The sequence below is a fragment of the Clostridium sp. C2-6-12 genome (assembly GCF_009928485.1).
In the GTDB taxonomy this organism is placed as follows: Bacteria; Bacillota; Clostridia; order Clostridiales; family Clostridiaceae; genus Clostridium.
This window is the reverse complement of sequence record NZ_JAABNP010000031.1, coordinates 1-26209: the sequence shown is the minus strand read 5'-3', so window position 1 is coordinate 26209 and position 26209 is coordinate 1. Positions and strand designations below refer to the sequence as shown.

Annotated in this window: 28 protein-coding genes, 2 pseudogenes and 1 other annotated feature; of the genes and pseudogenes, 4 read left to right on the top strand and 26 right to left on the bottom strand. The window is 29.1% G+C overall.

Translation table 11 applies throughout. From position 1 onward, the window contains the following. Window positions 1–254: 254 nt before the first annotated feature. The 22 genes and pseudogenes from GXK56_RS21030 to GXK56_RS20915 all read right to left on the bottom strand — a co-directional run bounded on the left by GXK56_RS21030 (window position 255) and on the right by GXK56_RS20915 (window position 19795). On the bottom strand, window positions 255–1022 hold the full coding sequence (locus tag GXK56_RS21030; RefSeq protein ID WP_160691101.1) for a SagB/ThcOx family dehydrogenase: 768 nt from the start codon (window positions 1020–1022) through the stop codon (window positions 255–257). Between the two features lie 304 nt (window positions 1023–1326). Next, the gene (locus GXK56_RS21025) at window positions 1327–1947 is read right to left on the bottom strand and encodes a nitroreductase family protein (protein ID WP_160691099.1); all 621 of its coding nucleotides are present in this window, start codon (window positions 1945–1947) and stop codon (window positions 1327–1329) included. Window positions 1948–2188: 241 nt separating this feature from the next. Next, window positions 2189–2746: pseudogene (locus GXK56_RS21020) on the bottom strand (hydrolase). Window positions 2747–3091: 345 nt separating this feature from the next. Further along, window positions 3092–3271, bottom strand: coding sequence for a pyridoxal-phosphate dependent enzyme (locus tag GXK56_RS28315; RefSeq protein ID WP_243156205.1), 180 nt, complete (start codon window positions 3269–3271; stop codon window positions 3092–3094). Further along, on the bottom strand, window positions 3268–4428 hold the full coding sequence (locus GXK56_RS21010; RefSeq protein ID WP_160691097.1) for a PLP-dependent aspartate aminotransferase family protein: 1161 nt from the start codon (window positions 4426–4428) through the stop codon (window positions 3268–3270). Before GXK56_RS21010 ends, GXK56_RS28315 begins: the two co-directional genes overlap by 4 nt. A gap of 280 nt (window positions 4429–4708) precedes the next feature. Further along, window positions 4709–5056: a NifB/NifX family molybdenum-iron cluster-binding protein gene (locus GXK56_RS21000; protein WP_160691095.1), complete on the bottom strand. Its 348-nt coding sequence runs from the start codon at window positions 5054–5056 to the stop codon at window positions 4709–4711. Between the two features lie 166 nt (window positions 5057–5222). Beyond that, window positions 5223–6074, bottom strand: coding sequence for a nitrogenase iron protein (nifH, locus tag GXK56_RS20995; RefSeq protein WP_160691093.1), 852 nt, complete (start codon window positions 6072–6074; stop codon window positions 5223–5225). 558 nt (window positions 6075–6632) lie between these two features. Next, complete coding sequence (locus tag GXK56_RS20985; protein ID WP_160691089.1) at window positions 6633–6785, bottom strand: YezD family protein; 153 nt, start codon at window positions 6783–6785, stop codon at window positions 6633–6635. 99 nt (window positions 6786–6884) lie between these two features. Continuing rightward, window positions 6885–7113: a binding site (T-box leader), on the bottom strand. A 164-nt stretch (window positions 7114–7277) separates the two neighbouring features. Then, window positions 7278–8444, bottom strand: a complete 1167-nt coding sequence (locus GXK56_RS20980) for a tetratricopeptide repeat protein (RefSeq protein ID WP_160691087.1) — start codon at window positions 8442–8444, stop codon at window positions 7278–7280. 336 nt (window positions 8445–8780) lie between these two features. Continuing rightward, the gene (locus tag GXK56_RS20975; protein ID WP_160691085.1) at window positions 8781–9956 is read right to left on the bottom strand and encodes a M20/M25/M40 family metallo-hydrolase; all 1176 of its coding nucleotides are present in this window, start codon (window positions 9954–9956) and stop codon (window positions 8781–8783) included. Between the two features lie 29 nt (window positions 9957–9985). After that, on the bottom strand, window positions 9986–11164 hold the full coding sequence (locus GXK56_RS20970; protein ID WP_160691083.1) for an amidohydrolase: 1179 nt from the start codon (window positions 11162–11164) through the stop codon (window positions 9986–9988). Between the two features lie 40 nt (window positions 11165–11204). After that, window positions 11205–11573 (bottom strand): peptidase dimerization domain-containing protein, encoded by a 369-nt coding sequence (locus GXK56_RS20965; protein ID WP_160691081.1) that lies wholly within the window; start codon window positions 11571–11573, stop codon window positions 11205–11207. Between the two features lie 57 nt (window positions 11574–11630). Next, a complete protein-coding gene (locus tag GXK56_RS20960) occupies window positions 11631–12518 on the bottom strand; it encodes a transporter substrate-binding domain-containing protein (RefSeq protein WP_160691079.1) in 888 nt (295 codons plus the stop codon). Window positions 12519–12636: 118 nt separating this feature from the next. Next, a complete protein-coding gene (locus GXK56_RS20955) occupies window positions 12637–13062 on the bottom strand; it encodes a GNAT family N-acetyltransferase (protein WP_160691069.1) in 426 nt (141 codons plus the stop codon). A gap of 48 nt (window positions 13063–13110) precedes the next feature. Next, window positions 13111–13272 carry a hypothetical protein gene (locus GXK56_RS20950; protein WP_243156204.1) on the bottom strand — a complete coding sequence of 54 codons (162 nt, stop codon included), beginning with the start codon at window positions 13270–13272 and terminating at the stop codon, window positions 13111–13113. Window positions 13273–13342: 70 nt separating this feature from the next. Further along, complete coding sequence (locus GXK56_RS20945; protein ID WP_160691067.1) at window positions 13343–14101, bottom strand: amino acid ABC transporter ATP-binding protein; 759 nt, start codon at window positions 14099–14101, stop codon at window positions 13343–13345. Next, on the bottom strand, window positions 14098–14838 hold the full coding sequence (locus GXK56_RS20940) for an amino acid ABC transporter permease (RefSeq protein ID WP_160691065.1): 741 nt from the start codon (window positions 14836–14838) through the stop codon (window positions 14098–14100). The genes GXK56_RS20945 and GXK56_RS20940 overlap by 4 nt, the downstream gene beginning before the upstream one ends. A gap of 15 nt (window positions 14839–14853) precedes the next feature. Next, a complete protein-coding gene (locus GXK56_RS20935; RefSeq protein ID WP_160691063.1) occupies window positions 14854–15714 on the bottom strand; it encodes a transporter substrate-binding domain-containing protein in 861 nt (286 codons plus the stop codon). A gap of 24 nt (window positions 15715–15738) precedes the next feature. After that, window positions 15739–16752 (bottom strand): glutathione S-transferase C-terminal domain-containing protein, encoded by a 1014-nt coding sequence (locus GXK56_RS20930; RefSeq protein WP_160691061.1) that lies wholly within the window; start codon window positions 16750–16752, stop codon window positions 15739–15741. Window positions 16753–16797: 45 nt separating this feature from the next. After that, window positions 16798–17796, bottom strand: a complete 999-nt coding sequence (locus tag GXK56_RS20925; RefSeq protein WP_160691059.1) for a glutathione S-transferase C-terminal domain-containing protein — start codon at window positions 17794–17796, stop codon at window positions 16798–16800. Window positions 17797–17982: 186 nt separating this feature from the next. Then, window positions 17983–18414 (bottom strand): GNAT family N-acetyltransferase, encoded by a 432-nt coding sequence (locus tag GXK56_RS20920; RefSeq protein ID WP_160691057.1) that lies wholly within the window; start codon window positions 18412–18414, stop codon window positions 17983–17985. Window positions 18415–18676: 262 nt separating this feature from the next. Continuing rightward, window positions 18677–19795, bottom strand: a complete 1119-nt coding sequence (locus tag GXK56_RS20915; protein WP_160691055.1) for a M20/M25/M40 family metallo-hydrolase — start codon at window positions 19793–19795, stop codon at window positions 18677–18679. A gap of 416 nt (window positions 19796–20211) precedes the next feature. On the opposite strand from GXK56_RS20915, the gene GXK56_RS20910 reads away from it, so the two are divergent. After that, window positions 20212–21210 (top strand): glutathione S-transferase C-terminal domain-containing protein, encoded by a 999-nt coding sequence (locus GXK56_RS20910; protein WP_160691053.1) that lies wholly within the window; start codon window positions 20212–20214, stop codon window positions 21208–21210. Window positions 21211–21455: 245 nt separating this feature from the next. Continuing rightward, window positions 21456–22439 (top strand): cysteine synthase family protein, encoded by a 984-nt coding sequence (locus tag GXK56_RS20905; protein ID WP_160691051.1) that lies wholly within the window; start codon window positions 21456–21458, stop codon window positions 22437–22439. Window positions 22440–22589: 150 nt separating this feature from the next. Here GXK56_RS20905 and GXK56_RS28625 read toward each other — a convergent pair whose 3' ends face one another. The 3 genes and pseudogenes from GXK56_RS28625 to GXK56_RS20885 form a co-directional block, all read right to left on the bottom strand. Further along, window positions 22590–23063: a membrane dipeptidase gene (locus GXK56_RS28625; protein ID WP_160691049.1), complete on the bottom strand. Its 474-nt coding sequence runs from the start codon at window positions 23061–23063 to the stop codon at window positions 22590–22592. After that, window positions 23060–23491: pseudogene (locus GXK56_RS28620) on the bottom strand (membrane dipeptidase). The gene GXK56_RS28625 and the pseudogene GXK56_RS28620 overlap by 4 nt, the downstream one beginning before the upstream one ends. A gap of 189 nt (window positions 23492–23680) precedes the next feature. Then, window positions 23681–24517: an alpha/beta hydrolase gene (locus tag GXK56_RS20885; RefSeq protein WP_160691044.1), complete on the bottom strand. Its 837-nt coding sequence runs from the start codon at window positions 24515–24517 to the stop codon at window positions 23681–23683. A gap of 305 nt (window positions 24518–24822) precedes the next feature. On the opposite strand from GXK56_RS20885, the gene GXK56_RS20880 reads away from it, so the two are divergent. Continuing rightward, a complete protein-coding gene (locus GXK56_RS20880; protein ID WP_160691042.1) occupies window positions 24823–25092 on the top strand; it encodes a DUF2325 domain-containing protein in 270 nt (89 codons plus the stop codon). A gap of 9 nt (window positions 25093–25101) precedes the next feature. Next, window positions 25102–25371 (top strand): hypothetical protein, encoded by a 270-nt coding sequence (locus tag GXK56_RS20875; RefSeq protein WP_160691040.1) that lies wholly within the window; start codon window positions 25102–25104, stop codon window positions 25369–25371. Window positions 25372–25729: 358 nt separating this feature from the next. On the opposite strand, the gene GXK56_RS20870 is transcribed toward GXK56_RS20875, so the two are convergent. Further along, window positions 25730–26131 (bottom strand): NifB/NifX family molybdenum-iron cluster-binding protein, encoded by a 402-nt coding sequence (locus tag GXK56_RS20870; protein ID WP_160691038.1) that lies wholly within the window; start codon window positions 26129–26131, stop codon window positions 25730–25732. Between the last annotated feature and the right edge of the window lie 78 nt (window positions 26132–26209).

The window sequence follows — 26209 nt, the reverse complement described above, 5'->3', positions numbered from 1 at the left end:
ATTTATTATTAAATAATTATTAACTTTATTAATTCGTTCTCTCAAACAAGATTAAGTTTACTATATTACTCATATTTTTAATGTAACAACTGTTACTAAATTTATTTTTTTATTATTTATATGAGTTATTTGCTCTGTTTGTATATTACTAAAATGCTCTGATATAATCTGTAACAACGGTTACGTACTTTAAATTATTAATAAAAACTGCTATCTTTAGTAACTTTTTTATTATAAAAAATTATTTTAACTTCCTATACATCTTGTTTTTTCTTACCAACTGCAGCAAGATAGATTACAAATTCCTCATCTCCATCAAGTCCTAACAGTTCATCTATCATTTTTTGATCATATATCCCAATTGCACAAGTTCCAACCTCAATAGATTCCCCTGCTAAATATAGGTTTTGACATACATGCCCAACATCAATTAAGATTTTTTTATGAGCCGTAATATCAAATTTCCACTCAGCACGATAAGGTGTAGTGCTCCATGCAAATGTAACTGCAGCCTTCTTTGCAAAATTAGGTACAAAAGGCTGATCTAAAGTCAATTCATCTACTTTTTCATCTATACCATCAACTTTATTTATAAATATAAGCTTATGTCCTAAAGGCTCATATCTATATATCCCCTTATTTATTCCATTAACATTCATAATAAATAAATATGTTTCAAAAGAATGAGTAGCACCACTACATGGAACTTTCCTATACATAAGCCCATTACTATTAATTTCAGTGATGCCTTGAGTTGCCCATAATAAATATGATAATTCTTCTATACTCATAGCTTCTTCAGAATAAAATCTTGTACTTCTCCTATCATTTATACAATCATAAATATTTTCCTTTTTCACAAAATCTTTATTAAACTTTGGAAGTTCAATGATTAAACTTGATGATTCATAAGGCTTTATTATATCAGGTTGTGCTATCCCTTTCATCTTATCTGTCTTTATGTTTTTGAATTCATTAAAATTAGACTTTAAAAAATCCCTTTGTTCTTTATATCTCCCCATATATTTACTTCCTTTCAATAGATAAATTAATAAATAACTATACGTATGTGCTTATGTAATTTCCTGTTGGTATTATTTAAGATTACCAATACACATATTTTAAATTATTTAATAAATTAGTAGCGTGATTTAAATCACAATTCATATAAATATTTATTTTAATACCCTATCTACGTTAAACCCTAACTATTCATAAAAAAATAAACTCTCTTATGATATATTTATCACAACGAGAGTTTATTAATTATTTTATACTAACATTAATTCTAGACGACTCCTATCAGAATTTGAACACCTTCATTACTTAAAAAAACTTCACAAATTCATCAGCAGGTTTTCTATATCCTCTTATTTTACTACTACTCTTGTCCATTTTTCCCATAGTAATCATTATTGCTGGCACTTCATTTTCAGGAATATTAAGTAGTTCTTTGATTTTATCTTTATCAAAATATATCATAGGACAAGTATCCCAATCTTTATTTTTAGCTAATAGCATGAATTGCATTGCTGATAAAGATGCATTTCTAATCGCTTCATCATGTTGAAAGCTTTCTCCCCAGCCTTCATAAAGATTTTTAATAGTATCTATCATAATATCATATTGAGTTTTATCTATCATTCCAAGCATCATTGATCCTTCATATATTTTACTTGCAGATAAATATGCGTTTTTATCTCCTGTCACTATTATTGTTGCTGAAGCAGTTTTTATTTTATATTGCTTAAAAGCGGCTTCATAAACTTTATCATTTAATTCTTTATCTTCCACAACATAATATTTAGCATGTTGCAGATTAAAAGCAGAAGGCGCTAAAGATAAATCTCTAAATATTTCATTAAAATCTTCCCTTGGTATTGTTATGTTTTCAATAAATTTATCTGCTGATCTTCTTTCTCTCACAATTTTTAAAAATTCGCTCATTAAAATCCCCTCCATTTTATATATCGTAAATTTATTGTTCTTTATATTTTAATCTTTTTCATTGGTTTCTAATTAGTAAATGTTATTTATTAAAAACAATTTTCAACTGATTATTTTATTATACTCCTTAATTTACGTTTTTTCCATATATTAAATTTATCTACAATAGTTGCTATTAATCCATATGGCAACCATATGGCAATATGAAATAAGATTTAATATTATCTACTTTACTACATTATCAATTTTGGAATGTTCTTAGAACTTCAATTGTTCTTTGAATTAAATTATCTAGTTCCCATCTAAGCATCTCAGCTCCTCTTTCAATAACCGCTCTAGAGCATCTATCTGCAAATTTAGCATTCTTATATTTCTTTTTGACCGATTTAACTTTTAAATCTTGAACACTTTTAGAAGGCCTCATTATTACAACTGCACCTATTAATCCAGTTAACTCATCTACGACATATAAAACTTTCTCCATTTCATGTTCAGGTTTAATATCAACCGTTATGGCATAGCCATGGCTTGCAGTAGCGTGAATTATTGCTTTATCTATTCCGTATTCAGCCGTAATTTCCTGCTCTTTTATGCAATGCTCTTCTGGGCACTTTTCAAAATCTAAATCATGAAGTAAACCTACAATCCCCCAGAAATCAATTTCATCCTCATATCCAAGCTCTTTAGCAAAATATCGAAGAGTATTTTCTACAATTACAGCATGTTCTAAATGAAATGGATCTTGGTTATATTCTTTTAATAAGTTTCAAGCCTCCTCTCTTGTAATTATCTTTTTCATAGTAATCACATTACTTTCTTATATAAATAATAAATATTGATTTTAATAAAAAATCAATATTTATAAAATTCAACTTTTGAATTTGCAATTCAAAATATAGTGATATTAGAATCATTAAAATCAAAATAGATTGTTTGTTATTATCTTAATTTTCTAAATCAACATAATAACAAACAATCTAATATATATTTATCAGTATAAAAATAATTTTCTAATCATCAAATAATGTTGTACTTAAATATCTATCTCCTCTATCAGGAAATACTACAACAATATTTCCAGTTTCTATTTCCTTTGAAAGCTTTAATGCTGCTGCAAGTATAGCCCATGAAGAGGAACCAACTATTAATCCTTTCTTTTCGGACCTTCAATCATGGCTACACCGATTCTATCTTTAACACTACCTCCCGGATTAAAGCATTCTAATTTAGCAAATATATTAACATTTTCTTTTACACAAATATGAGTAAGCTTTATTAATTGAGTATTTCCAATTAGCTCTTTTATATCACTCACAAAATTCATGATGAACTCACCTTAAATGCATTATTTAAATCTTCTAATAAATCCTCAACATTTTCTATTCCAACAGAAAGTCTTACTAAATTATCTACAATTCCTACCTCCTGTCTTATTTTATATGGAATTGCTGCATGAGTCATAGTAGCAGGATGGCATATTAAAGATTCAACTCCACCTAAGCTTTCTCCGAGTGTTATAAGCTTTAATGAACCTAAAAACTTCTTATAATCAACCTTTTCATTTATTACAAAAGATAATACACCTCCAAATCCAGAAGCTTGCTTTTGATGAATTTCATAACCTTTAGAATCTTTTAATCCTGGATAATATATTTTTGAAACATATTCGCTTTTTAATAAAAATTCTGCTATTTTTTCTGCATTTTCATTATGCCTGTCTAATCTAACTCCTAAAGTTTTTATACCTTGAAGTAATATAAAAGAATCAAATGGTCCAAGAACTCCTCCTGTAGAATTTTGTATAAAATGTAGCTTATCCCAAAGCTCATCATCTTTTACAGCTATTAACCCAGCAACAACATTACTATGACCTCCTAAATACTTTGTAGCACTATGAACTACTATATCAGCTCCAAATTCTAATGGTCTTTGGAGATATGGCGACATAAAGGTATTATCTACAACTGTTAATACACCATATTCTTTAGCAAGTTTACTTATTTCCTCAATATCTGTAATATCCATAAGCGGATTTGTAGGTGTTTCTATAAACACAGCCTTTACCTTAGAAGTATGTTTATTACTTTCTAAAATTCTTTTTACATCACTTAATCTTGAAAAATCAACTATTTCATAATGAATGTTGAAATTTTTAAATACCTTATCTATTACTCTAAAGGTTCCTCCATAAAGATTGCTAGGAATTATTATCTTATCGCCACTTTTAAATAAAGACAATATTGCTGTAATTGCAGCCATACCACTTGCAAATGCAAGACCTCCAGTTCCACTTTCTAGTAATGCAATAGTTTTTTCTAAAACTTCTCTTGTTGGATTTCCTGTTCTTGAATATTCATATCCTTTATTTTTACCTAGTTCCTCTTGCTTATAAGTAGATGTTTGAAAGATAGGAACATTTACTGACCCTGTTGTTTCATCTCCATCTACTGCTCCGTGAACTAATAACGATTCTATTCTCATTTTCTTTCCTCCATCTTAATAAAATTTTATCGTACTATTGTATTTCACAACTTTTTGCATTTCACTATTTATTATTTATAAAGTACATTTTTATATATTATTCCTATTCACTTACTTTGTTTTGATACAAAAATTGTATATTTTCATGAATGACTTACTGGTAAATGTATTCTTCCATATTTAAAATTCGCTTCTCCTCCACGACAAGGATGAGTCTTTGCAAGATTATAAACTTTTCTAAACAATCATTCCTTTTCAATAATATCTTTTTAAATTATCCTTAAAATATATCTATTATATTTACTTTAGAATTTAAAACTTTATTTAGTATCTCTTCAATAAAGTAAGGCGCTTCAATACCTTTTATCCCTTTTCCTTCAACTCTTACCAAAGCACCTTGTCCTATTCTTGTAACAAAAACCGCTTTACAATCTGATATTAATTCAATAATTTTATCCATGGCCTCTTCAGCATGTTGAAAATCCTGACAAGGTGGTTCATTGACTCTGGTTTCAACATATTTATAATCTTTGCCATCTATCTCAACAATTAAGAATTGTTGAGTTCTTCCAAAATGTTGATTAACAACTTTTCCATCGCTGCTTGCAAATGCTATTTTATACGCCATATTCTTTCTCTCCTTTTAGAATTCGGGAACCATACTTTTCTCTTATAAAGCTTTTAACCTCTTCTGTTGTTAGTGCTTTTATACGAGATTCAATTTCAATTCTATCTTAATCTCCTTTTCTAACTACAGCTATATTGGAATATTGAGTGACTCCAATTTCTCAAAATTAAATTACATATTCAGAATCATCCATTAGTCCATATTCGATTAAAATTTCTTCAAGCCTCTCTTGACTCATTGGCTTTGGTATTACAAATAATTTGTTTTCTTCTATCTTTTTTGCTAATTCTCTGTATTCATTGGCTTGTTTATCTTCTGGACTAAATTCTATTACAGTTTTCTTTCTTATTTCTGCTCTTTGTACTACATTATTTCTTGGTACAAAATGAATTAATTGAGTTCCAAGTTCTTTTGCAAAAGCTCTTAAAAGATCAAGCTCCCTATCAACATTTCTGCTATTACAGATAATTCCACCAAGTCTAACTCCTCCTTTTAATGCATACTTTTGAATTCCCTTTGATATATTGTTTGCTGCATATAATGCCATCATTTCACCACTTGCAACTATATAAATTTCCTTTGCTTTCCCTTCCCTTATAGGCATTGCAAAACCTCCACATACAACATCTCCAAGAACATCATAAAATACGTAATCTAAATCCTCTGTATAAGCCCCCAACCTTTCAAGCATTCCAATGGAAGTAATTATTCCTCTACCTGCACATCCTACTCCTGGCTCTGGTCCACCTGATTCAACGCATTTTATTCCTTTAAATCCAGTTTTCATTATTGAATTTAATTCTATATCCTCTCCTTCTTCTCTTAATGTATCTAAAACAGTTCTTTGTGCTAAGCCTCCTAGTAATAATCTTGTTGAATCAGCCTTAGGATCACAACCAACTACCATTACATTTTTCCCAAGCTCAGCAAGTCCAGCTGTTAAATTTTGTGTTGTAGTTGATTTTCCTATTCCTCCTTTACCATAAATCGCTACTTGTCTTAAGATTTTTTCTGCCATTTCTGTTTCTCCTTTTTCTTTAATATTAAAAACTTATATAATGAAATATGAAAATAAAAATTGTTATAATTTATTTACGATTTTATTTTATATTCCTAAGTATTTTCAATTTTATTGGCTTATTTTTTTATATTTACCTCAATTTCTATTATTAAATTATATTTATATACATGTATTATTCTTATAAAAATGCTCTTATTTAAAACCACACTAAATTCTTATTTATACCTTTAAAATATATCTTCTATTTCTAACCAAGTTCTCAAAGCATAGCTATTATTGCGTGTCCATGAGTTGGACTTTCAGTAATAGATAATTGACAAAATGCATGCCCTGAATTACATCCCATACATTGAGAAAATTTTCTTAGAATATTAGTCATTATAAAAAGAAAAGAGGACATACTTCTATAATTAGAAGTACATCCTCTGGTTTTCCAGTCAGATTTACTTAAATAATATTCCAAACAATTCTTCTTATTCTTATAAGTTTACTGTGTTTTGTTATAATATATTCCTTTTATTTATTTTTGTCAATGTTTTTTTCTATTTTTGTATATTACTTCATTCTTATTTTTTCATTCTTATCTACTTGTATTATTACTCCATCTTGTATTATTAAAGTTATAGACCCATATTTTATCTTTTCAACCATCTTTAATATTTCTTTCAATTTTTTATTTTCTATGATTTCTTTGCTCTCTATAGACATATTATCCTCCCCCAATTTAAATAAAAATAAATTTATATATGATTATATATACTCCCCAAAATTTAATTTATTTACAGAAAATAAAATGCCCCTGTAAAAAACAGAGGCAGAAAATTTCCGCGGTTCCACTCTGATTATTATATTTATATACAAAACATAATATCTCCATGTGCTGTATCAGGCACACCTGCTAAGCCTACTATTACATGTTCAACTCAGTGCTCTAGGATGCATTCCATTAAGTTCCATTTAAAATTCCTTTCAGCTATTTTAAGAATTCCTCTCTGAAAATTTTCCTTAATGTACTTTTTCCCTTCATTGCATTTACTTAAATATATTTTCCATAATTCCCATTGATTTAATAAGAATTCATTTTTATTATTATATGCTATATAATTATAATTAGTCAATATTATTTTATAAAAAAATTGGCAGCTTAATTATTTTTTTAAGCTGCCAATTAATTTAATTTAAATCTACTTATTCTTAAATCTAATTACCAATTTCATTTAGAGTAGCCTTTGAATATGATGCATATTGTGACTTAGGATAATTGTTTTTTACCTTATTAAAATATATACGAGCATTATCATAATCATTTGTTTGCTTATAGCACATAGCTATTTGATAATTAACCCATGGTGCAATATCTAAATTAGGTTCAATTTCTGCAGTTATTAATAATTTAGGTAATGCTTCTGAATACTTATTTTGCTTATATAAAGTATTTCCATCATTATATATTTTCCACATTGGATTCGGCTTTAAGCGTTGCCAAAGCTCATTTAATTTGATTTTTGATTCATTGTTTAAATTTCTATTCTTGGCATCTATTAAAATTGTAGCCGCTTTTTCATAACTTTCACTATTCAATAATTTTTCAGCATCACTTAACATATTTGCAGTAGTTTTATTGTAGTTTTCTATTTCTGATTTAGTATTATCTGTATTCTTCTGGCCATTATCCTGTTTTTCGTTTGATGGATTACTTGAGACAATTTTAGCTTTTAAGCCAGTATCTTCATTTGGTTTTTCATCTGTTGAAGTCTTAGCTTCATTTAAACTTTCGTTTGTTTCTTCTTTTGAAACCACTTCTTTATTATTGGATTGGAATTTCTCCTGAATACTTGCCTTAACTTTGTTTAAAGCACCTTTAACTGTTTCTGGATAAAAATAATTTAAACCTGTTCCAGCTATGATTATAAATAAACATATTGCTAAATTTCTTTTTAAATGTCCACTTTTAATAGATCTTCTATTTTTTTTATTAGAAATATTCCTAGCCGCCTCATCAACGGTAATGGCTTCTGGCATGGATCTTAATAAGTCTAAACCTTTTATATATTCATCACTTAACTCATTATCCATTAAATATTTACTAAGTTTTTTAAATATTCTTTCCGCTTTTTTATATTCTTTCATTTTCACATAACATAATCCCATTAGCTTCACAGCTTCTGTAAATCCTTCATTGTATGATAATGCTTTTTTTAAATCATCTATGACTAATTCGTAATTACCCTTTTTAATCTCTCCAACAGCTGAATTATATAAAATTATTGATTTTTTAATGTCTTCATCAATTGCATAGCTGCTTAATTCCAATTCCTTTATATTAATGGGATGTAATTTTTTTAACTCAAAATCAAAATCAACCAATGTAATCCCCCCTAATATTTCAATAATCATCATATCAATTTATTGTACATTCAATTCTATGTATTCATTTACAAATAATTTTACACAAATTATGTATATAAATCTAATAATACCCTTATTAATACATAATACCTTATTTAATAGCAAATTAGCAAATAATAAAATTATTAACTTCTAAAAAATATTAATTCTTCAAAACTCTTTTAAATTCCTTCTTTTTAAATATAGAAAAACATACAGTTTTTTATAACTGTATGCTTACATTATACTTATAACAATAATTTTATTTAAATGAGGCTTTAGTCACACTTCTTTTTTCTAAGCATAATACTTTTATTAAAACTCTTTTTCAATCTCAAAAATTGCCTTTGTCAATATTTTAGCACGCTCTACTAATGATATAATTTCAGCTCTTTCTTGTAACGTATGATGATTCTCACCGCGAACTCCAGTCTGGCATAATACTGGTATACCTAGTCGGTATGCAATAACAGCATCTGAGCCTCCTCCTGCAAAATAAGGCTCATTCTTTTCAAAGCCTAAAGACGCTGAAACTTTTGCATAGTGATTATATAACTTCATGTTTTTTTCATTAGGAGTCATTGGTTTTTCTGGCTCATTGTGCGAAATTATTTCTGAATGTGTTCCTTCAACATATGATTTATCTATAATTTTTTTTACTTCCTTTATTATATGTTCTATTTCACTCTCACTTTTAAATCTAATATTAACATTTATAATACAGTTATCTGGTATTGCATTTACAACTGTACCACCAGATATTAAACCACAATTGACTGTAGTTCCTGTTCCGTCAATATCTGTTAATTTTTCCAATTCAATAATTTTATATGCTGCCTCTAGTATTGCACTTCTACCCTTTTCTGGATCACTTCCTGAATGAGCACCTACTCCATCAATTATAATCTTGAAAACATAAGATGACTTTCTACCAACAGCAAGCTTCCCATCAATTGGAGCACTTTCACAATTAAAAACGGCGGCAGCTCCTTTAAGTTCATCTGATATTACTTTTCCATTATCAGAATATCTATGCCCAATTTCTTCATCACCTGTAAAAAATAATTTTATTGGTCTTTTACTATAACCACTAGCTTTCAGCGCATTTACAACTAATATGGCAATAATTAATCCACCTTTGCAGTCAAAAACACCAGGTCCATATAAAAATCCATCTTTTTCAAAAACCATAGGTTCTTTAAATATTCCCAGCTTATGAACAGTATCCATGTGTCCCATCAAAACAATGCCATCATTTTTTTCAGTAAACTGTTTTGTATACGCAACTAAGCTGTTTCCTGCATTTTCAAAAGTAATTATCTTAGTATTTAACCCATCCTTTTCGCAAGTATGAGCAAGTAGTTCTGCAACTGAATCAACACCACTTTTATACTCAGATGGACTCTCTATTTTAGAAATATTAATCCATAATTTTTTCATATCTTCTGCTTTAGAATCTATATATGAAAATGCCTTTTCAATTTGACTCATTTCTTTCTATCTCCTTAATAAATATTTATTTAATTTATTTTATCCTCTTCACTTAAGTATTGAAATGCATAATTAATTAAAAACTCAACTCCATATTTTAATACCTCTTCATTAATCAAAGTTTTATCAGTGTGTAAATTACTATAAACTCCATCAACTGCACCACCTACATGTGCAAAAACACCTGGTATAGTTTTTTGATAAATTGAAAAATCTTCACCACCCATAAAAGGTCTATTGCTAAAAACCGATTCTTCTCCAAAACTATCTTTAATTACTTTAATTGCTCTATCTGTACTCTCTATATCATTATTAACAGCTTCTCCTGGTCCCCATAGCTCTACTTTTGCTTCTGCTCCATATGCTTTAGCAACATTTTGAGGAATATCGTCAAAAATTCTCTTCAATATATCAATGTTTATTTTGTTTAAAGTTCTAAAATTATATGCAATTTCTGCAGTATCTGGAATTCCATTTGATTCTAATCCTGATCTTATAACAGTAGGTACCAATACAACCTGTTGATCACTGGCAAATTCATATACCGCTGCTGCATTAATCGCTGTTACAATTTGACCAATTACTACTAAGGCATTTACTGCTTTCTCTGGAGCGGCAATATTCCCACTCCTTCCCAAAACAGTTATTCTTGCACCTGCTCCATATGAAGTTTGTATACCATATCCAAGTGAAAACTTGCCTAAATCTAATTCCTGACTAACATGTAATCCCACAATATTATCTACATCATTTAAAAGCCCTGATGACATTATTTTTATTGCACCAACCCCAATCTCTTCACCTTCTTGAAAAATAACTTTAACATTTCCATGAATTTCATCTTTTAACTCATTTAATATTTTTGCAGCGCCTAACATAAATGTAGTATGGCAATCGTGCCCACAAGCGTGCATAACACCTTCATTCCTAGATGCAAAGTCAACATTAGTATTTTCCTGTATTGGCAAAGCATCAATATCTCCCCTAATCGCTATTGTCTTTCCTTCTATTTTTCCTCTTATTGTTGCTATTATACTATTTTCTCCTGTTACTGCATACGCTATCTGAAATTTCTCCAATTCACTTTTTATATACTTCCCTGTTTCATATTCATGACAACTTAATTCTGGATACATATGAAAATACTTTCTTGCATCAACTAAATATTTATAATTTTCAAGTACTTTCTCCTTAATATTTTTGTTCATATATTTTTCTTCTCCTTACTAATTTCCCATTTAAATAAAACTAAGATTTCTCAAATACTACCTCAGCAGTAGCACCATATAATGTACTAATGGACTGTGAAGTTTTAGATATTAGTTCATATAATATTTTCGAATACGAAAAATTTACAAACACACCCTGATAAGTAACTTTAGCTTCTTCTGGAATTATATTTTCCTTTGTTCCTGCTTCAAATGCTGTTGGAACTAATGTAAAATCATCAAAACTATCAAATTGATAAGCCAAATTTGCATTTATCGCATTTATAATCTCAAATCCTATTATAATTGGATTGTGAGTTTTATGTGGTGTTGAGCTATGACCACCTTTTCCTTTAATAACAATTTCCACATGAAATTCGGATTTATTTTGATTTGCTATTTCATTCATTTTCTATTCCTTTCCTACTATATAGCTACAATTAATTTCACATATAAATGTACTAATTTATTGAACAGTCTTTTGTTTTTCTTTTTCATTCTTAATATCTTCTAATGTAGGCGTATAATCATCACCATTGAAATACTTTTTGCTAATATTTAATATTGTTCCATCTGCCAATGCTGCTTCAAAGGCTTCATCCATTTCCTTTGCTAACTGTTCCTGCCCTTTGGGAACAATAAAAAAATTTGCTCCTCCTTCTGAAAATTCTTCCTTAGGAATATCAATAAGCTTTAAATTTTTGAGTCCCATATCTTTCATTTGTTGCTCCATTGTAATTTTCGTAAAAAACTCAAAATCAATTTTTCCATCTGATACATCTTGTACTGAATGATCTTCCTCAACTTTTTGTATAATTACTGGCTTTTCTGGATGACTCTTATTATATTTGTCAAACCAATCAGCATTAAATGAAGTTGGAGTAACTTCTGTAGAATATCCTCCCATATCCTTTATAGATTTAATATTCGTATTATCATCTCGTACTAAAATTGCTCTTTTAGAGAAACACATTTCATCGGTGAATATATATTTTTTTGCTCTATCAGCATTAAATCCTAAATGATTAAAGCCAACTTGAAAACGACCTGAATCAAGTCCTGCAAAAATCGATGCAAACTCAGTTTTTTGAATTTCAAGTTCATATTGGGGTAGTCTCCTAAATATTTCTTCCAATACTTCAGTATCATACCCAGTTACCTTACCATTACTATCAATTGATATAAATGGTGCAGGTGATGCACTTGTAGCTGCTACAATCTTTTGTTTTTCTTTTGCTGCTGGCTCACTACTGTTTTTTTGTACTGGTGAATTGCCACAAGCTGCTAATGCGACCATAGTAACTGCACAAGCTGCAAACACTAATATTAATTTCTTTAATTTTTTTATATTCATAACCATTTTCCTTTCTTATTAATTATATAAAAAATAGAGGTTTTGAAATTCGCGTAATGCAAGTCTCAAAACCTCTAGTTTTCCAGTCAGTTTTAATCTGTTTAATTTATCAAGACACTTAAATAAAACTCATTTTCTTAAGTTCCTCCAGATGATCTTTTTGATACATTGCCATACCAGTTTTCATCTTTAAAAAACCAAGTTTTTCATAAAAATCAACTGTGTTTGGATGTGTATATAAAATAATATTACATTGTTTTACTTGTTCAATAAGCTGATTAATGATTTCTCGGCCTAGTCCTTTTCCATGGTATTTTTCATCCACTGCAATATTATAAATTGCTGCTTGGCAAATTCCATCTGAAATAGCTCGTCCAAAACCTATTAATTCTTCATTATCAAAAAGAAATACAACTGCATAACTCCGTTCAAATACCTTTTGCTGAATTTCAGCATCAAGGTCACTTAAGCCAAAATGAGACAGCATTTCTGCAACTTTTGACCAATTAACACTTTCTGTAGTTTTCTGTATCTTATAACTCATTTTTATATTCTCCATATAGCACATGAAACATAGTAAATTAAAATTACTTTAATTGTGCCTAAAATTTATTTTATGATAACGGTTTGGTTCTATTGGCCATTCATATGGCTTATCCCCAAATTTCTTTGTAAAAAGATTGTTTTGTTGGATGAAAGATTCGTCCTTCTGTATTTCATTTGAAAAAGTTTTGAATTTTTTAAACTTGCTCATTTTACCACTTCCTAATATTGATTTATTATTCTCTAATCAATGTTTTAATATCTTAATCTTGTTTTGTAAATTAAATCTCATATTCTGGAGCTTTAGAATAATATATCTTTGAAATAAATTCTTTTGCTCTATGGCTTTTAGGATTTTGAAATACCTCTTCTGGAGTACCATCTTCTATTATTTTTCCTTTATCAAAAAACAGAACACGGTTTGCTACGTTTCTAACAAAATTCATTTCATGAGATACAATAATCATTGTATTCCCTTCTAATGCAGTTGCCTTGATTGTTTCTAGAACTTCACCTACAAGTTCTGGATCTAAAGCCGATGTTGGCTCATCAAATAGCAATATTTTAGGATTCATTGCTAATGCTCTTGCAATGGCAACACGCTGCTGCTGCCCTCCAGACAACTGTTTGGGATAATAATTAATACGTTCAGATAAACCTACCTTGGTTAATTGTTCAATAGCAATTTTTTCAGCTTCAGCTTTTGGAATTTTTTTTACTATAACCAAACCTTCCATTACATTTTCTAAAGCAGTCTTTCTGCGAAATAAATTAAATTGTTGAAACACCATTGCAGTATTTTTGCGAATGTTTATTATATCAGCTTTAGATTTTTTTGTAAGATCTACTTCTAAATCCTCTATTTTCACAACACCTCTTTCAGGATTTTCTAACAAGTTAAGGCACCTTAAAAGCGTAGATTTCCCTGTTCCAGATGGTCCAATAACAGCTACAACATCTCCTTTTTGGATTTTTAAATCAACACTATCTAAAACAACATTATTATTATATTTTTTTGATAATCCTTTAATTTCTATCATGAAAGAACCTCCTCTTTTGCAACGCTAGCTTGGATAATATCGGGGATACTTATTCTTTTCTCAAGAAATTTTATAATTTGCTCAATGATTATCGTTAATACCCAATAAATTATAGCTAATGAAACATATACTTCAAAATATCTATAATTAGCTCCAGCTAAAATCTTACCTTGAGCTGTTATCTCTACGACTGAACATACGAATGCTAATGAAGTGCCCTTAAGTAAACCTATTAATGCATTCCCTAAGGTTGGAAGCGCTACAACAAAAGCTTCGGGAATTATTATTCTTCTAAGCACTTGCAACGAACTCATCCCAAGAGAATGGGCAGCTTCAACCTGACCTTTATCAATAGATTGAATAGCTGCACGAATATTCTCAGAATTATATGCTGCCTCATTTAATGAAAAAGCAACTAATACAAAAAGTAATGGGGGAATGCTATTTAAGTTATAATTTGTTCCGTTGTAATAGTTATAGTATTTTAATAGAATTGGTATTCCATAATAAGTTAGATATAATTGAACTATAATAGGAGTACCTCTTGTAAACGAAACAAATATAGCAGTAATTCGTTTTAATACAGGTATTTGTTTTATCTTAATCATTGCCAAAACAAGTCCTATTATAAGTCCTAGAATCATTGATAATATTGTAATTTCCAAAGTCATAGGCAGGTACTTTAGTAATTCAGGAATTTGAGTAAATACAAGTTTGAAATCAAAGATATTTGGCATTTGCTACACCCTCTCTTAATTTGACTTTGGAGTAAAATCTTCCTTGAAATATTTTTCACTAATTGCTTTAACTTTTCCCTCACTGATTACTTCTGCTAAAGCTTTATTAACATATTTTGAAAGTGCTTCCCCATCTGTACCTTTTCCTATTAGTAAATAGCTATAAGGAGTGCCGATTAAATCTGAATCTTCTTTACTTAATTGTATAGTTTTTAATTTTAAACCATGCTCCTCAATATAACCTTTAAGCATTGCTGCATCAATTAATTGAAAATCAAATTGTCCACTTTCTACTCGTTGTAAAATAGATATTAAATCAGCATCAGTATAATTAATAACTACAGGTTTATCTGAATGATTCTTGTTATAATTTTCAAGAGCCGTTGCATAATTTGTGCCAGAAGTAACCTCAGTTTTCTTTCCTAAAAGATCCTTAAATGAATTAATATCTTTATTATCACTTGATACAGCTATAACATATTGATTTTTAAAAATCGCATCTGAATAAATATACTTTTCTTTACGCTTTTCATTCATGGCAAAATTATTTGCACCTATTTGATATCGTCCTGAATCTAAACCTGCAAATATTGAAGCAAATTCTGTCTTTTCAAAAGAAACTTCATATTGAGGCAGCTTTTCAAAAACAGCTTTTACTAAATCAATATCATAACCAGTTACATTATTATTGCTATCAACAAAAGAAAATGGTTTTGGTGCTCCTCCTGTTGCTACTATAATTTTCTTCTTAGCTTCCCCGCCGCTACTTTTTGAAGTACTCGTATCACTCTTTTGACCGCAACCTACAATTGCAAATGCTATGGTTAATAAAATAGTTACTAATATTCCTAATTTTTTATTTATTTTTGTTTTCATTAAAAATACCCCTTTTCTTTTACTTTATTTCTTTTTGTGTAATAAAAATTTATTTTCAGAATCACTGCTTAAGCTCTCCCTATTATGTGGTTGTCCCCAAAGCCCTTCAAAATCAATTTGATTCCAAAAACGTGTATTATAATCAATAAAAATTGTATTTGTATCTCCATGTCTTTCTGCTAAATCTCTAAGATAAGTATTATTCTTAAAAGCTGGTATAGCATATAAATCACGTGCATAACCCCATATATTTTTAAAATCAACAATACGTCCACGTGTTGGCCCAAGATTCCTATAATAAGATATATCAAACCTTGCTAAGGTCACAAAAAAACGTACATCACTATCTGTTACATAATCTCCAAATAAGAACCTATTAGTTTCAAGTCGTTTTTCTAACTCATCTAATCCCTTATAAAAATTATCATATGCTTCTGTATAAGCCTCAATTGATTGTGCAAATGCAGCTTTATATACTCCGTTATTCACATTATGAAATAACCATTCATTAAATTCATCTATATCTTTCCTTAAATGTTCTGGATATAAATCTGGTGCATCTTCTTTATGGAACGGTGCAAAATCAACTTCAAAATAGTTTGTTAATCTATGATAATCATTATTAACAACTCTTTTTGTTTTAATATCTACTAATGCTGGTACTGTTGATCTACCTGTATACTCTGGATCTCCATTTGCATATAACTCGCTTAAAAATTCTACCCCTAAAACTGGATCTGTATTATTTTCGTCATATACAAATTCCCAACCTAAATCTACTTCTCTTTTTTCTCGTCCTACCAAGTTTACACTTATAGCATCTATACCTAGTAATTCTCTTACAATGGCAGCCCTATTTGACCAATTGCATCCCTTTGCCCAAATCAAACGATATCTATCAGCTTCAACTGGATTTTCATTTTCACCATTTCCAAAAGATTTATCAAAATGATTCTTTTGCCTTACAAAAGCTCCCTTATTATCAATTTCATTTTCTATTTCCTTTGGACGTGGTCTTACTATATTTTTATTTGACATACTTTCATCCCCAATCATCTATTTCTTGATATATTAATTCATGCCCTATTTTGTTAATTTATCTCTACCATGAGGTGTATTCCATATTGATAAATCAGGTCCCTTTGCTAAAATTTGATATGGATTTTCAGCATGATTTCCTAAATGATATCCTCTTTTTATTGCATCAAAGTTAGTAGTATCACCAAACCCAGGTGTTTGGTATAAATCTCTAGCATATGCCCATAAATTGGGAAAATCAATAATTCTATTTCTATTTACACGGAATACTGGATAATATGCTATATCGAATCTGGCTAATGTTACATACAAACGAATATCAGAATCTGTTATTTTATCTCCAAACAAATAACGATTATTTGACAATCTCTCCTCTAAATAATCTAATCTAGCAAATAAAGCATCATAGGCTTTCTCATAAGACTCTTGCGATTGTGCAAATCCTGCCTTATAAACTCCATTATTTACATCATGAAAAATAATATCATTGAGTTTATCAATTTCTTCTCTAAGCTCTTCTGGATATAAATCAGGAGCATTCGTCTTGTGAAATGGCTTCCAAACTGTTTCCCAGTAGTTACTTAATTTAAAATAATCATTATTAACAACTTTGCCAGTTTTCACATCGACCACTGTTGGTACTGTAGCTCGTCCATTATAATTAGGATCTGTTTTTTCATAGATTTCTGGCAAATAGCGAATTCCAAGTACTGGATCTACTCCGCCTTCATCTAAAGAAAATTCCCAGCCCTTTTCAGTTCTAACTGGACTAGCTTCTCCTATACTAATTACATCTGTTAAACCTAGCAAGTTAAGTGCAATCACTTGACGATGTGCCCATGGACAAATACCCGCCCATAATAACCTATATCTATTTGCTTCAACGGGAAGTTCATTTTCTCCACTCCCAAAAGGTGTTGAAAAGTGATTTTTTTGTCTTACAAAAGCTCCATCTTTGCTAATTTCATGGGCAGATTCTGAAGTTGCTATTTTGAATTCTATCTTTTCTTCATTATTTAACCCTGTTTGTTCATTTTTACTCATAATAAAAAACCTTCTTTCTTTGTTACTTTTTTATATATACGTTTTATTTTCACTTCACCTATCGATTTAATTGGTTTTTAGATAATTCTTTTCTATTTAAATTAACTAGCAAATAATTATTTATCTTTCCATATCTCTTCTGAAATTTCTTTTATTGGTTTTAGCTCTGCCCATTGTTCTTCTGTTTTATAATACCTTTTCTGTATTTACACATTCAAACACATCATTCTCTTCTCTAGTAGACCAGTCAACTTTATAACCTAATTTTTCATAAAATCCTATTGCCTCTATACGACTTGAAATTAATATCTTATTTGCACCTTGTTCCTTAAGCCACTCTTCAGCTTCTAATATAACTTGTTTTCCTATACTTTTATTCCTGTAATCTTCAAGAACACATACTCGTTCAATTTTTCCTGTTTTTTCGTCTATCCAGTTTAATCTACAAGTCCCAACTGGATATCTGCCATTAAGAGCAACTACATAATGTGTATTTTCTGTATCATTATTATCAATTTCCTGATCCAGTCTTATTCCAAAACCCTTAACCATAGCTTCTATCCTCACATTGTAAGCTGCTGCTCTTTGCCAAGTTTCTGTAGCCCTAATTAATTCCATCAAATTTCCTCCCAAAATTCTTTTTTTATTTATTTAACTATTTTAATAATCTAACTATCTATAAAGTTATAAAAAAAAGGAGACAAAACTATCTCCTATAAATTTTAGAAGATAATTTTGGTCTCCAGTTTTCTGGTCAACCGATTTATTTAAGTATTCCGATTTGTTTTGTATGATTTTATTTTCTTTATATTAAAACATTCAAATGAATTTGTCAATAAATAAATGTTTAAATATAAAAAATTTATTCCATTAATTTTATTTACTCTTTTGATATCATTAATGAAATTGTCAATTCTGCAATATTGCATAATTCATTTATAGTAGTATATTCATCACATGAATGACACTGATTCATAGCATTTGCTATTACAAGTCCATGAATGCCTTGCTTATTTAATATATTATTATCACTTCCTCCAAAAGTTTCTACCAAATTTGTTGGAAGTTTTAATTCATTAGAAGCTTTTTCAAAACGTTTTATAACTGGATGATCAAGGGAGTTTTCATATGCTTCACAATTAATTTCAACATTAAAGTCTATTTCAGCACCAATTTTTTTAGCCGAATTAATAAAATTTTGTTTTATATCTTCTGATACATCAAGAGCTTTTTTGTGGGAATAACTTCGTATTTCTCCCCTAACTATACATTGACTAGGCACAATATTGGTTGCAATTCCACCTTCTATTATACCTATATTAACAGTTGTTTCTTCATCTATTCGTCCCATCTTTATACTACTTATGGAATTTGCAGCAGCTAAAATTGAGTGTATCCCATTTTCAGGAGCAAAGCCAGCATGTGACGATTTCCCATTTATAGTAATAGTAAATGATAAAATTGTTGGTGCTTTAAAGGCTGCTGCTCCAACGGTTCCTGATAAATCAAGAATGTAAGCTTCTTTTGATTTTATTTTAGAAAAATCAAATTTCTTAACCCCTTTGCAATACACTTCTTCTGCAATTGTAAATAAAACTTCTATTGGGCGATGTGAAATATTTTCATCTTTTATAGTCTGCAAAGCCTCTAATATTGCTGCTATTCCTGAGCAGTCATCAGCCCCTAATATAGTATCTCCATTGCTTCTAATTATTCCATCTGTACCAATTACAGCTACTTTTCCACTACAAGGTTCAACTGTATCCATATGGGCACAAAATAATAATGGCTCTAATGAAACATCTCCTTCCTTAAATCCATATATATTACCGCAGTTTCCATTAAAAAACTTTCCCGAATCATCTTCAAATATAGAAAAACCAAGTGAAATTAATCGTTTTTTAACATACTCCCCCATATCTTTTTCAGAATATGATGGACTGTCTATTGAAACTAATTTAGTAAATTCAGAAACAATCCTTTCTCTATTAATCTTCACTAAAACTCCTCCTCAAATTATATTTTTACATAAGAATTTAAATATTAGTTTATAAAATTAAACTGTCTGAAATATTAAATTAAAATAATTTTATATTTTACACTAATATTATATTATTACTATGGTTTCATAATGAAAGTAATAACATGTTTTGTCAAGCATAAATATATTCGACTTATATTTTTCTTTAATAAAAAATAGTTGACAAAAATGCTCAAGTAGAATACTTTATTTATAATACTAGTAAACATATAATTCTACTAGGGTATCAATTTTTTATAGTTATTATAAACACTAAAAATTAATACTTTGAATTATTAAATAGCTGGATAAGAATAAAAATTTTAATTGCTGAACAATTTATTTCAACTCAAAAATCTATAGTAAAAATTATTAAATTAAAGGGGGAAGTTTAAATGTCATTAACAATACAAAAAGCTGAATTAGATAAAAAAGGCGGCTTTAAAAGGCAATCCAATAAATTTAATACGCCATTTGGAGATGATCTAGGTGAATTACCTGTTGAAGCTGGAAGATACAGAATATTATGGTCACCTGTATGTCCTTGGGCTCACAGATCAATCATTGTAAGAAGTTTACTTGGCTTGGAAGATGCTATCAGCGTTGGAACCGCAGATCCAATAAGACCTGATGTTCCTAGAACTGATTGGGCCTTTACTTTGGACAAGGATAATGTAGATCCTGTGTTACAAATCAAATATATTAGCGAGGTTTATCTAAATGCAGATCCAAATTATGAAGGCAGACCTACTGTTCCAGCTGTTGTGGATATAACTACTAAAAAAGTTGTATATAATGATTATTTTAAGTTGACTAACTACTTTGAAACAGCTTGGAAGAAATTTCATAAACCAAATGCTCCCAATCTATATCCAGAAGAACTCAGAAATGATATTGACGAACTAAATGATCTTATTTTCCATAGCGTAAATAACGGAGTATATAAAGCTGGATTTGCCCAGTCACAAGAAGCTTATGAAAAAGCTTACGATGAAGTATTTAATTTTTTGGATGAATTAGAAAAAAGACTAGAAAATAGAAGATTCCTTTTTGGAGATTATATAACTGATTCAGATGTAAGATTATATGTAACCCTAGCTAGGTTTGATTCAGCTTATTATAACGGTTTTAGAGTAAATCGTAATAGATTGGTTGAGTTTCGAAACTTATGGGGATATGCACGAGATTTATATCAAACTCCAGGTTTTGGAGATACCACAGATTTTCTTAGTATAAAAAAACACTATCATTTATCAACTATTAAAGGAAATAAATATAAAATATTACCTAAGGGTCCAGATCTAAGCCTTTGGAACACACCTCATGACAGAAATCTTATTAGTAAAAATCCATCCCAAAAATTTATTGTTAAAAATAACATCTACCTAATTTAAAAAATCTATTGACATTTATATAATATTTTGTTTATCATTATATCATATAATTCATACAGGATTACTTTTATTTATAATTTAATGCTGACTAGAAAACTAGAGGCTTGTTACAAAAACGTAACAAGTCTCTAGTTTTTTACATTAAGCATAAAATTTTATACAAAAGGGGTTGTTAAATTAACAAAAAATTTATTACTCATGTGACAATCAAAAAATAATAGTTAATTATTAGGAGGAAGATTATTATGGGGAAAATTAACAAATCAATTACAGAATTAGTAGGCAGAACACCTTTATTGGAACTTGTAAATTATAATAAAGAAAATAATTTACATGCAGAAATTGTTGTAAAACTTGAATATTATAATCCTAATCAAAGCGTAAAAGACAGAATAGCCTTATCAATGATAGAAGATGCTGAAAAAAGAGGATTATTAAAACCTGGCTACACTATTGTAGAAACAACTAGCGGTAATACTGGAATAGGACTCGCAGCTATTTCAGCTGCTAAAGGATATAAATTTAGAGTCTACATTCAAGATAATGTAAGTGTTGAGAGATTTAAAGTTATACATGCTTTTGGCGGTGAAACAATTAAACTATCTGAAGTCCCTGAAGTTGCTAACGTGCTTCAAGAAACAGGAGGTGATTTTGTTGCTGCAATAAAATCACTTGAAGAACATGTATTATCAAAAGAAAAGGATATATATTTTATTAATCAAATTGAAAATCCTGCAAATCCTGAAATTCATAAACTAACAACTGGTCCTGAAATCTGGGAAGATACAAATGGCGAAGTAGATATTCTTGTTGCATCAGTTGGTACTGGTGGTACCGTATCTGGTACTGGAGCATATCTAAAATCAAAAAATCCTAATTTAAAAGTAATTGCTATTCAGCCTGGACCTAATTCTCTACCAACTGAAGCAAACCCAGAACCTTTAGAAATTACTGGAGTACATCCATTCTCAGGAATACCAAAAGAAAGAATTCCTTTAACAATGGATTTAAATATTTATGATGAAAAATTAGAAGTAGAAACAATTGATGCATACCAAACAGCTAGAGCTGTTGCAAAATCTGAAGGTATACTCATAGGCACATCATCTGGCGCTGCAATTTATGCGGCAACTGAAATTGCAAAGCGTCCTGAAAACAAAGGCAAAAGAATTGTTGCAATTGTACCTGATACAGGACTACGCTATTTATCAACTGATTTGTTTGAATAGATTTTTATAAACAATATTTATTCAAATATGTATAAGCTTTTTTCTAACTTATATGTAAAATAAAACCCACTAAAATTTGATTTTAGTGGGTTTTATAATGTAGGTGTTAAGCAGGTCATTTAAATTCCAGTAACTGAATATCAACTCGTCTTATAAATTTTGATTAATTATTCTCTCAACATTTTTATACATTATTCTATCTATTTCCGATGGCAAAAATCCACATAACTCCATTTTATCAATCAAAACTGGCATCTTAGAGGCATCGCTTATTTCCAATTCCCCTTCCACCCCATCAAAATCTGATCCAATCCCTACACACTCTATTCCTCCTATATTAATAAAATGCCTGATATGTTTTATAATATCTTCAATTTTGCTTACTTTATTTTTCAGATTATAATTACTATTGTTTAAAAAATCAGGTCCAAAATTAATACCTGCTACACCACCTTTTTCTGCTAAAGCACGTATCATTTCATCAGTCAAATTTCTAGGATGATATGTAATTTCTCTACAATTCGAATGTGAAGCTACAAATGGTTTCTTACTATATTTAACCACATCCCAAAAACCTCCATCACTTAAATGAGATACATCAACAATAATTCCAAGCTCATTCATTCTTTTCTTTCTACTGCTTCAATCCCAAATGCTTTCAATCCTTTATTCATAATTAAATGATTTGTTGAATTTGGAAATCCAAAACAATTCTCATAGTTCCATGTCAAAGATATCAGTCTAACTCCAAAATCATATAGTTACTGCAAGTTTTTCAAATCATTATCTACTATTTTTCCATCCTCAATAGTTAAAAAAGCTGATATTATTTCATTATTTTTATTATCATTATAATCTGACGAACTTTTGCTAAACTTTATAATATTTTCATACTTTTTAATCTCACTAATAAACCCTTTATATAACCTATCAAAATATTCTTTTTCACTTATTGCTGGAAGGTTTCTATGCTTATAAAAATCCTCACTTACCATAAATATTGCAAAAAATTGTGCTAGCGAATTACCGGATTTTAACTTTAAAAAATCCACCTGTAAATCATTTTTATATAAATTGTTTTTTGGTGAATTTATACTACATCCATTTCAATAATAAAATGAAATAAATATAAAATACTACCAAAATGATCCTATTTAAAGATTTATAACACACGTCATAACAGAGAGATTTTAAGTAAAAATCCACCCCCAAAATTTATTGTTAAAGTTAAACCTGATATCTTAAATTCTTATAGAATTTATCCAATTAAGTATATTTACGAATATATCCCTATTTGAAATTTCATTGTGAAGAGAATGATACAGTCCTTTCCATAATTTAAAAGTAGCTAGATTAGAAGGGGCTTTCTTTATAAATGCCTCACTTGCAACATGTGAAGTGATTTTATCTGAATCACCGTGAAAAAGCAAAAGTGGTATATCAAGATTTGAAGCATTATCTATAGCCCATTCACCTGCTTTGTATGCATTCGTAAAAAGTGATGCAGAAACAAAATTATGTACTAATGGATCATTCTTTTGATTTACAGCAATATCCGGATTATGAGATAAATTAGATCCTTCAACTACATTATCCACGATAAATGAGGGTCTAATCTTACTCATTAAAAAAGTAAAATATAATTTTATTTTTGATGGATTAGAATATAAACTTAGCCATGGAGCACTTACTATAATTCCAGATATATCTGGACGATATCGAAGTGTATAATTTATTACTTGATTACCTCCAAAACTATGTCCATATAAAAATATAGGGACTCCATTAAAGTTTCTCTCAGCTATATTCAAAAGCAAAGATATATCTTTCATTAAAGCTTCATAAGAAGGGATATGCCCTCTTTTCCCATCTGATTTCCCATGACCTCTTAAGTCAAATGTTAAAACGGCAAAGTTGCTGCTAGCAAAGAAATTCAATAGATCTTTAAACCATCCGCTATGATCCCCCAATCCATGAACTAAGCATACTACTGCTTCTATGCGACATTCAGGTACAATTTCTCTAAAATATAAATTAATTTTATCATCTGATAAATGAAAAAATTCTCGTTCTATCATTTAAAATCCCCCTATAACGAAATCAAATTCATAGTAAACCTACATGTATTATTAGAATAATAACATCCTTATTTATTAATGTCTATAATTAATTTCAAATCCTATAAATTTATTATTACTTACTAATAGTTGACAAAGTGGACAAAAAACATTATATTTAATATATAGTATTTTTATCGGATTTATAAGAATAAAAACAAGAAAATATTTATCTATTATAAGAATAGCATATCTGGCGAATTAAAAGTTGTTACCCTAAACGAAGTAGACTTTGAAAATAATTAATAAGGAGGTAAAGGAGTACCATGAGAATTTTGATAGTTGGTGGGGATAATATCAACATGATAAATTTCCATCTTTGCGAAAAAGGATTTTCTATTGTTAAGCATATAAGTGGAAGGAAAAATAATCATAAATGTGCTGAGATACCTATAAATATAGACATAGTAATAATTTTTATTGATTATGTTAACCACAAATTATCCGAACATATAAAAAAAGAAGCCAAAAGACTTGGTATAAAAATTGTGTACTCAAAAAGAGCTTGGTCTAATATAGAAAGGGTATTAATGTAGAAGTTTAATATGATGTTTGCATCTTCACCCATTAATCCTTATGAAAAACTTAATAGAATGATGACAATTCTTTTTTCTAGAGTAATTATTATACTTAAAAATCAAAAATCATTTGATTTTTATGCTGATTATGAAAATAAAATATATGAACGTAAAAAAGAGGTGCTGGTAATTACTGAACCCCTTTATATTCAATCAATTACTACTGAAAATGATACAATTATAATTGATTGTGTTAATGGAGTTGAACATTCTAAAAGTTATATGATTTATATATAAACAATAATGCAACAGTTAACAGAAATAAGTAACCTGTTGTGTTTTAATTTCTAAGTAATTTAGATGAGTGATTCTAAGAACATAAGTTATCCCCAAAAATCTTAGACCATTTAAATTCCTAATGAAACACTCCACACAACTTATTACTTACTTCTAATTCTATTTACCTAAATTTAGTTATAATTCATTTATACCTGTATTGAAATGCATCTGCTCTTAACACTTCCAATATGATAAAAAACTATCCTTATATTTTTCATCTTCTTTCTCCTTTCCTTTTATTTGCTATTGGAATAAATAACCATTAAGTTGATATATTTCTTTTCAACTTACTTTACTCTCTTATATTCTTTAATGATTAGTTTCCATCACTTCTTTTGTAATACTTTATTATTATTTTTAATGCTTCATCAAGTTTTAAACTAACTGCGAAAACGGATATATTATTCTTACCTAATTGCCTTTCTGAGCCCTGTCCACATTCAAAACACAGAACACATCTACAATCAGAAATAGCTTCTACTTTCTTTTGTATTACATGATCATTGTGTCCACCACAAGAATGTCCACAAACTCCCTCTCCACAGCTTGTACTTATATTGCTATTGTTATTATTTTGACTTTCTTCTACTATTCTTTCTCCTAATTTTTCATATGTTCCATCATCATTAATTCTTATTATTATGAAAGAATCTGATTTTCCAAAATGTTTATCTATATTTATTCCATCTGTTGATGCAACTGCAATATTGTAGCTCATTAATATTTACATCCCCTTACTCATTTACGATCTGTTAAGTTATATGAACATTGCGCTTCTCAACCTTAGGAAATACAA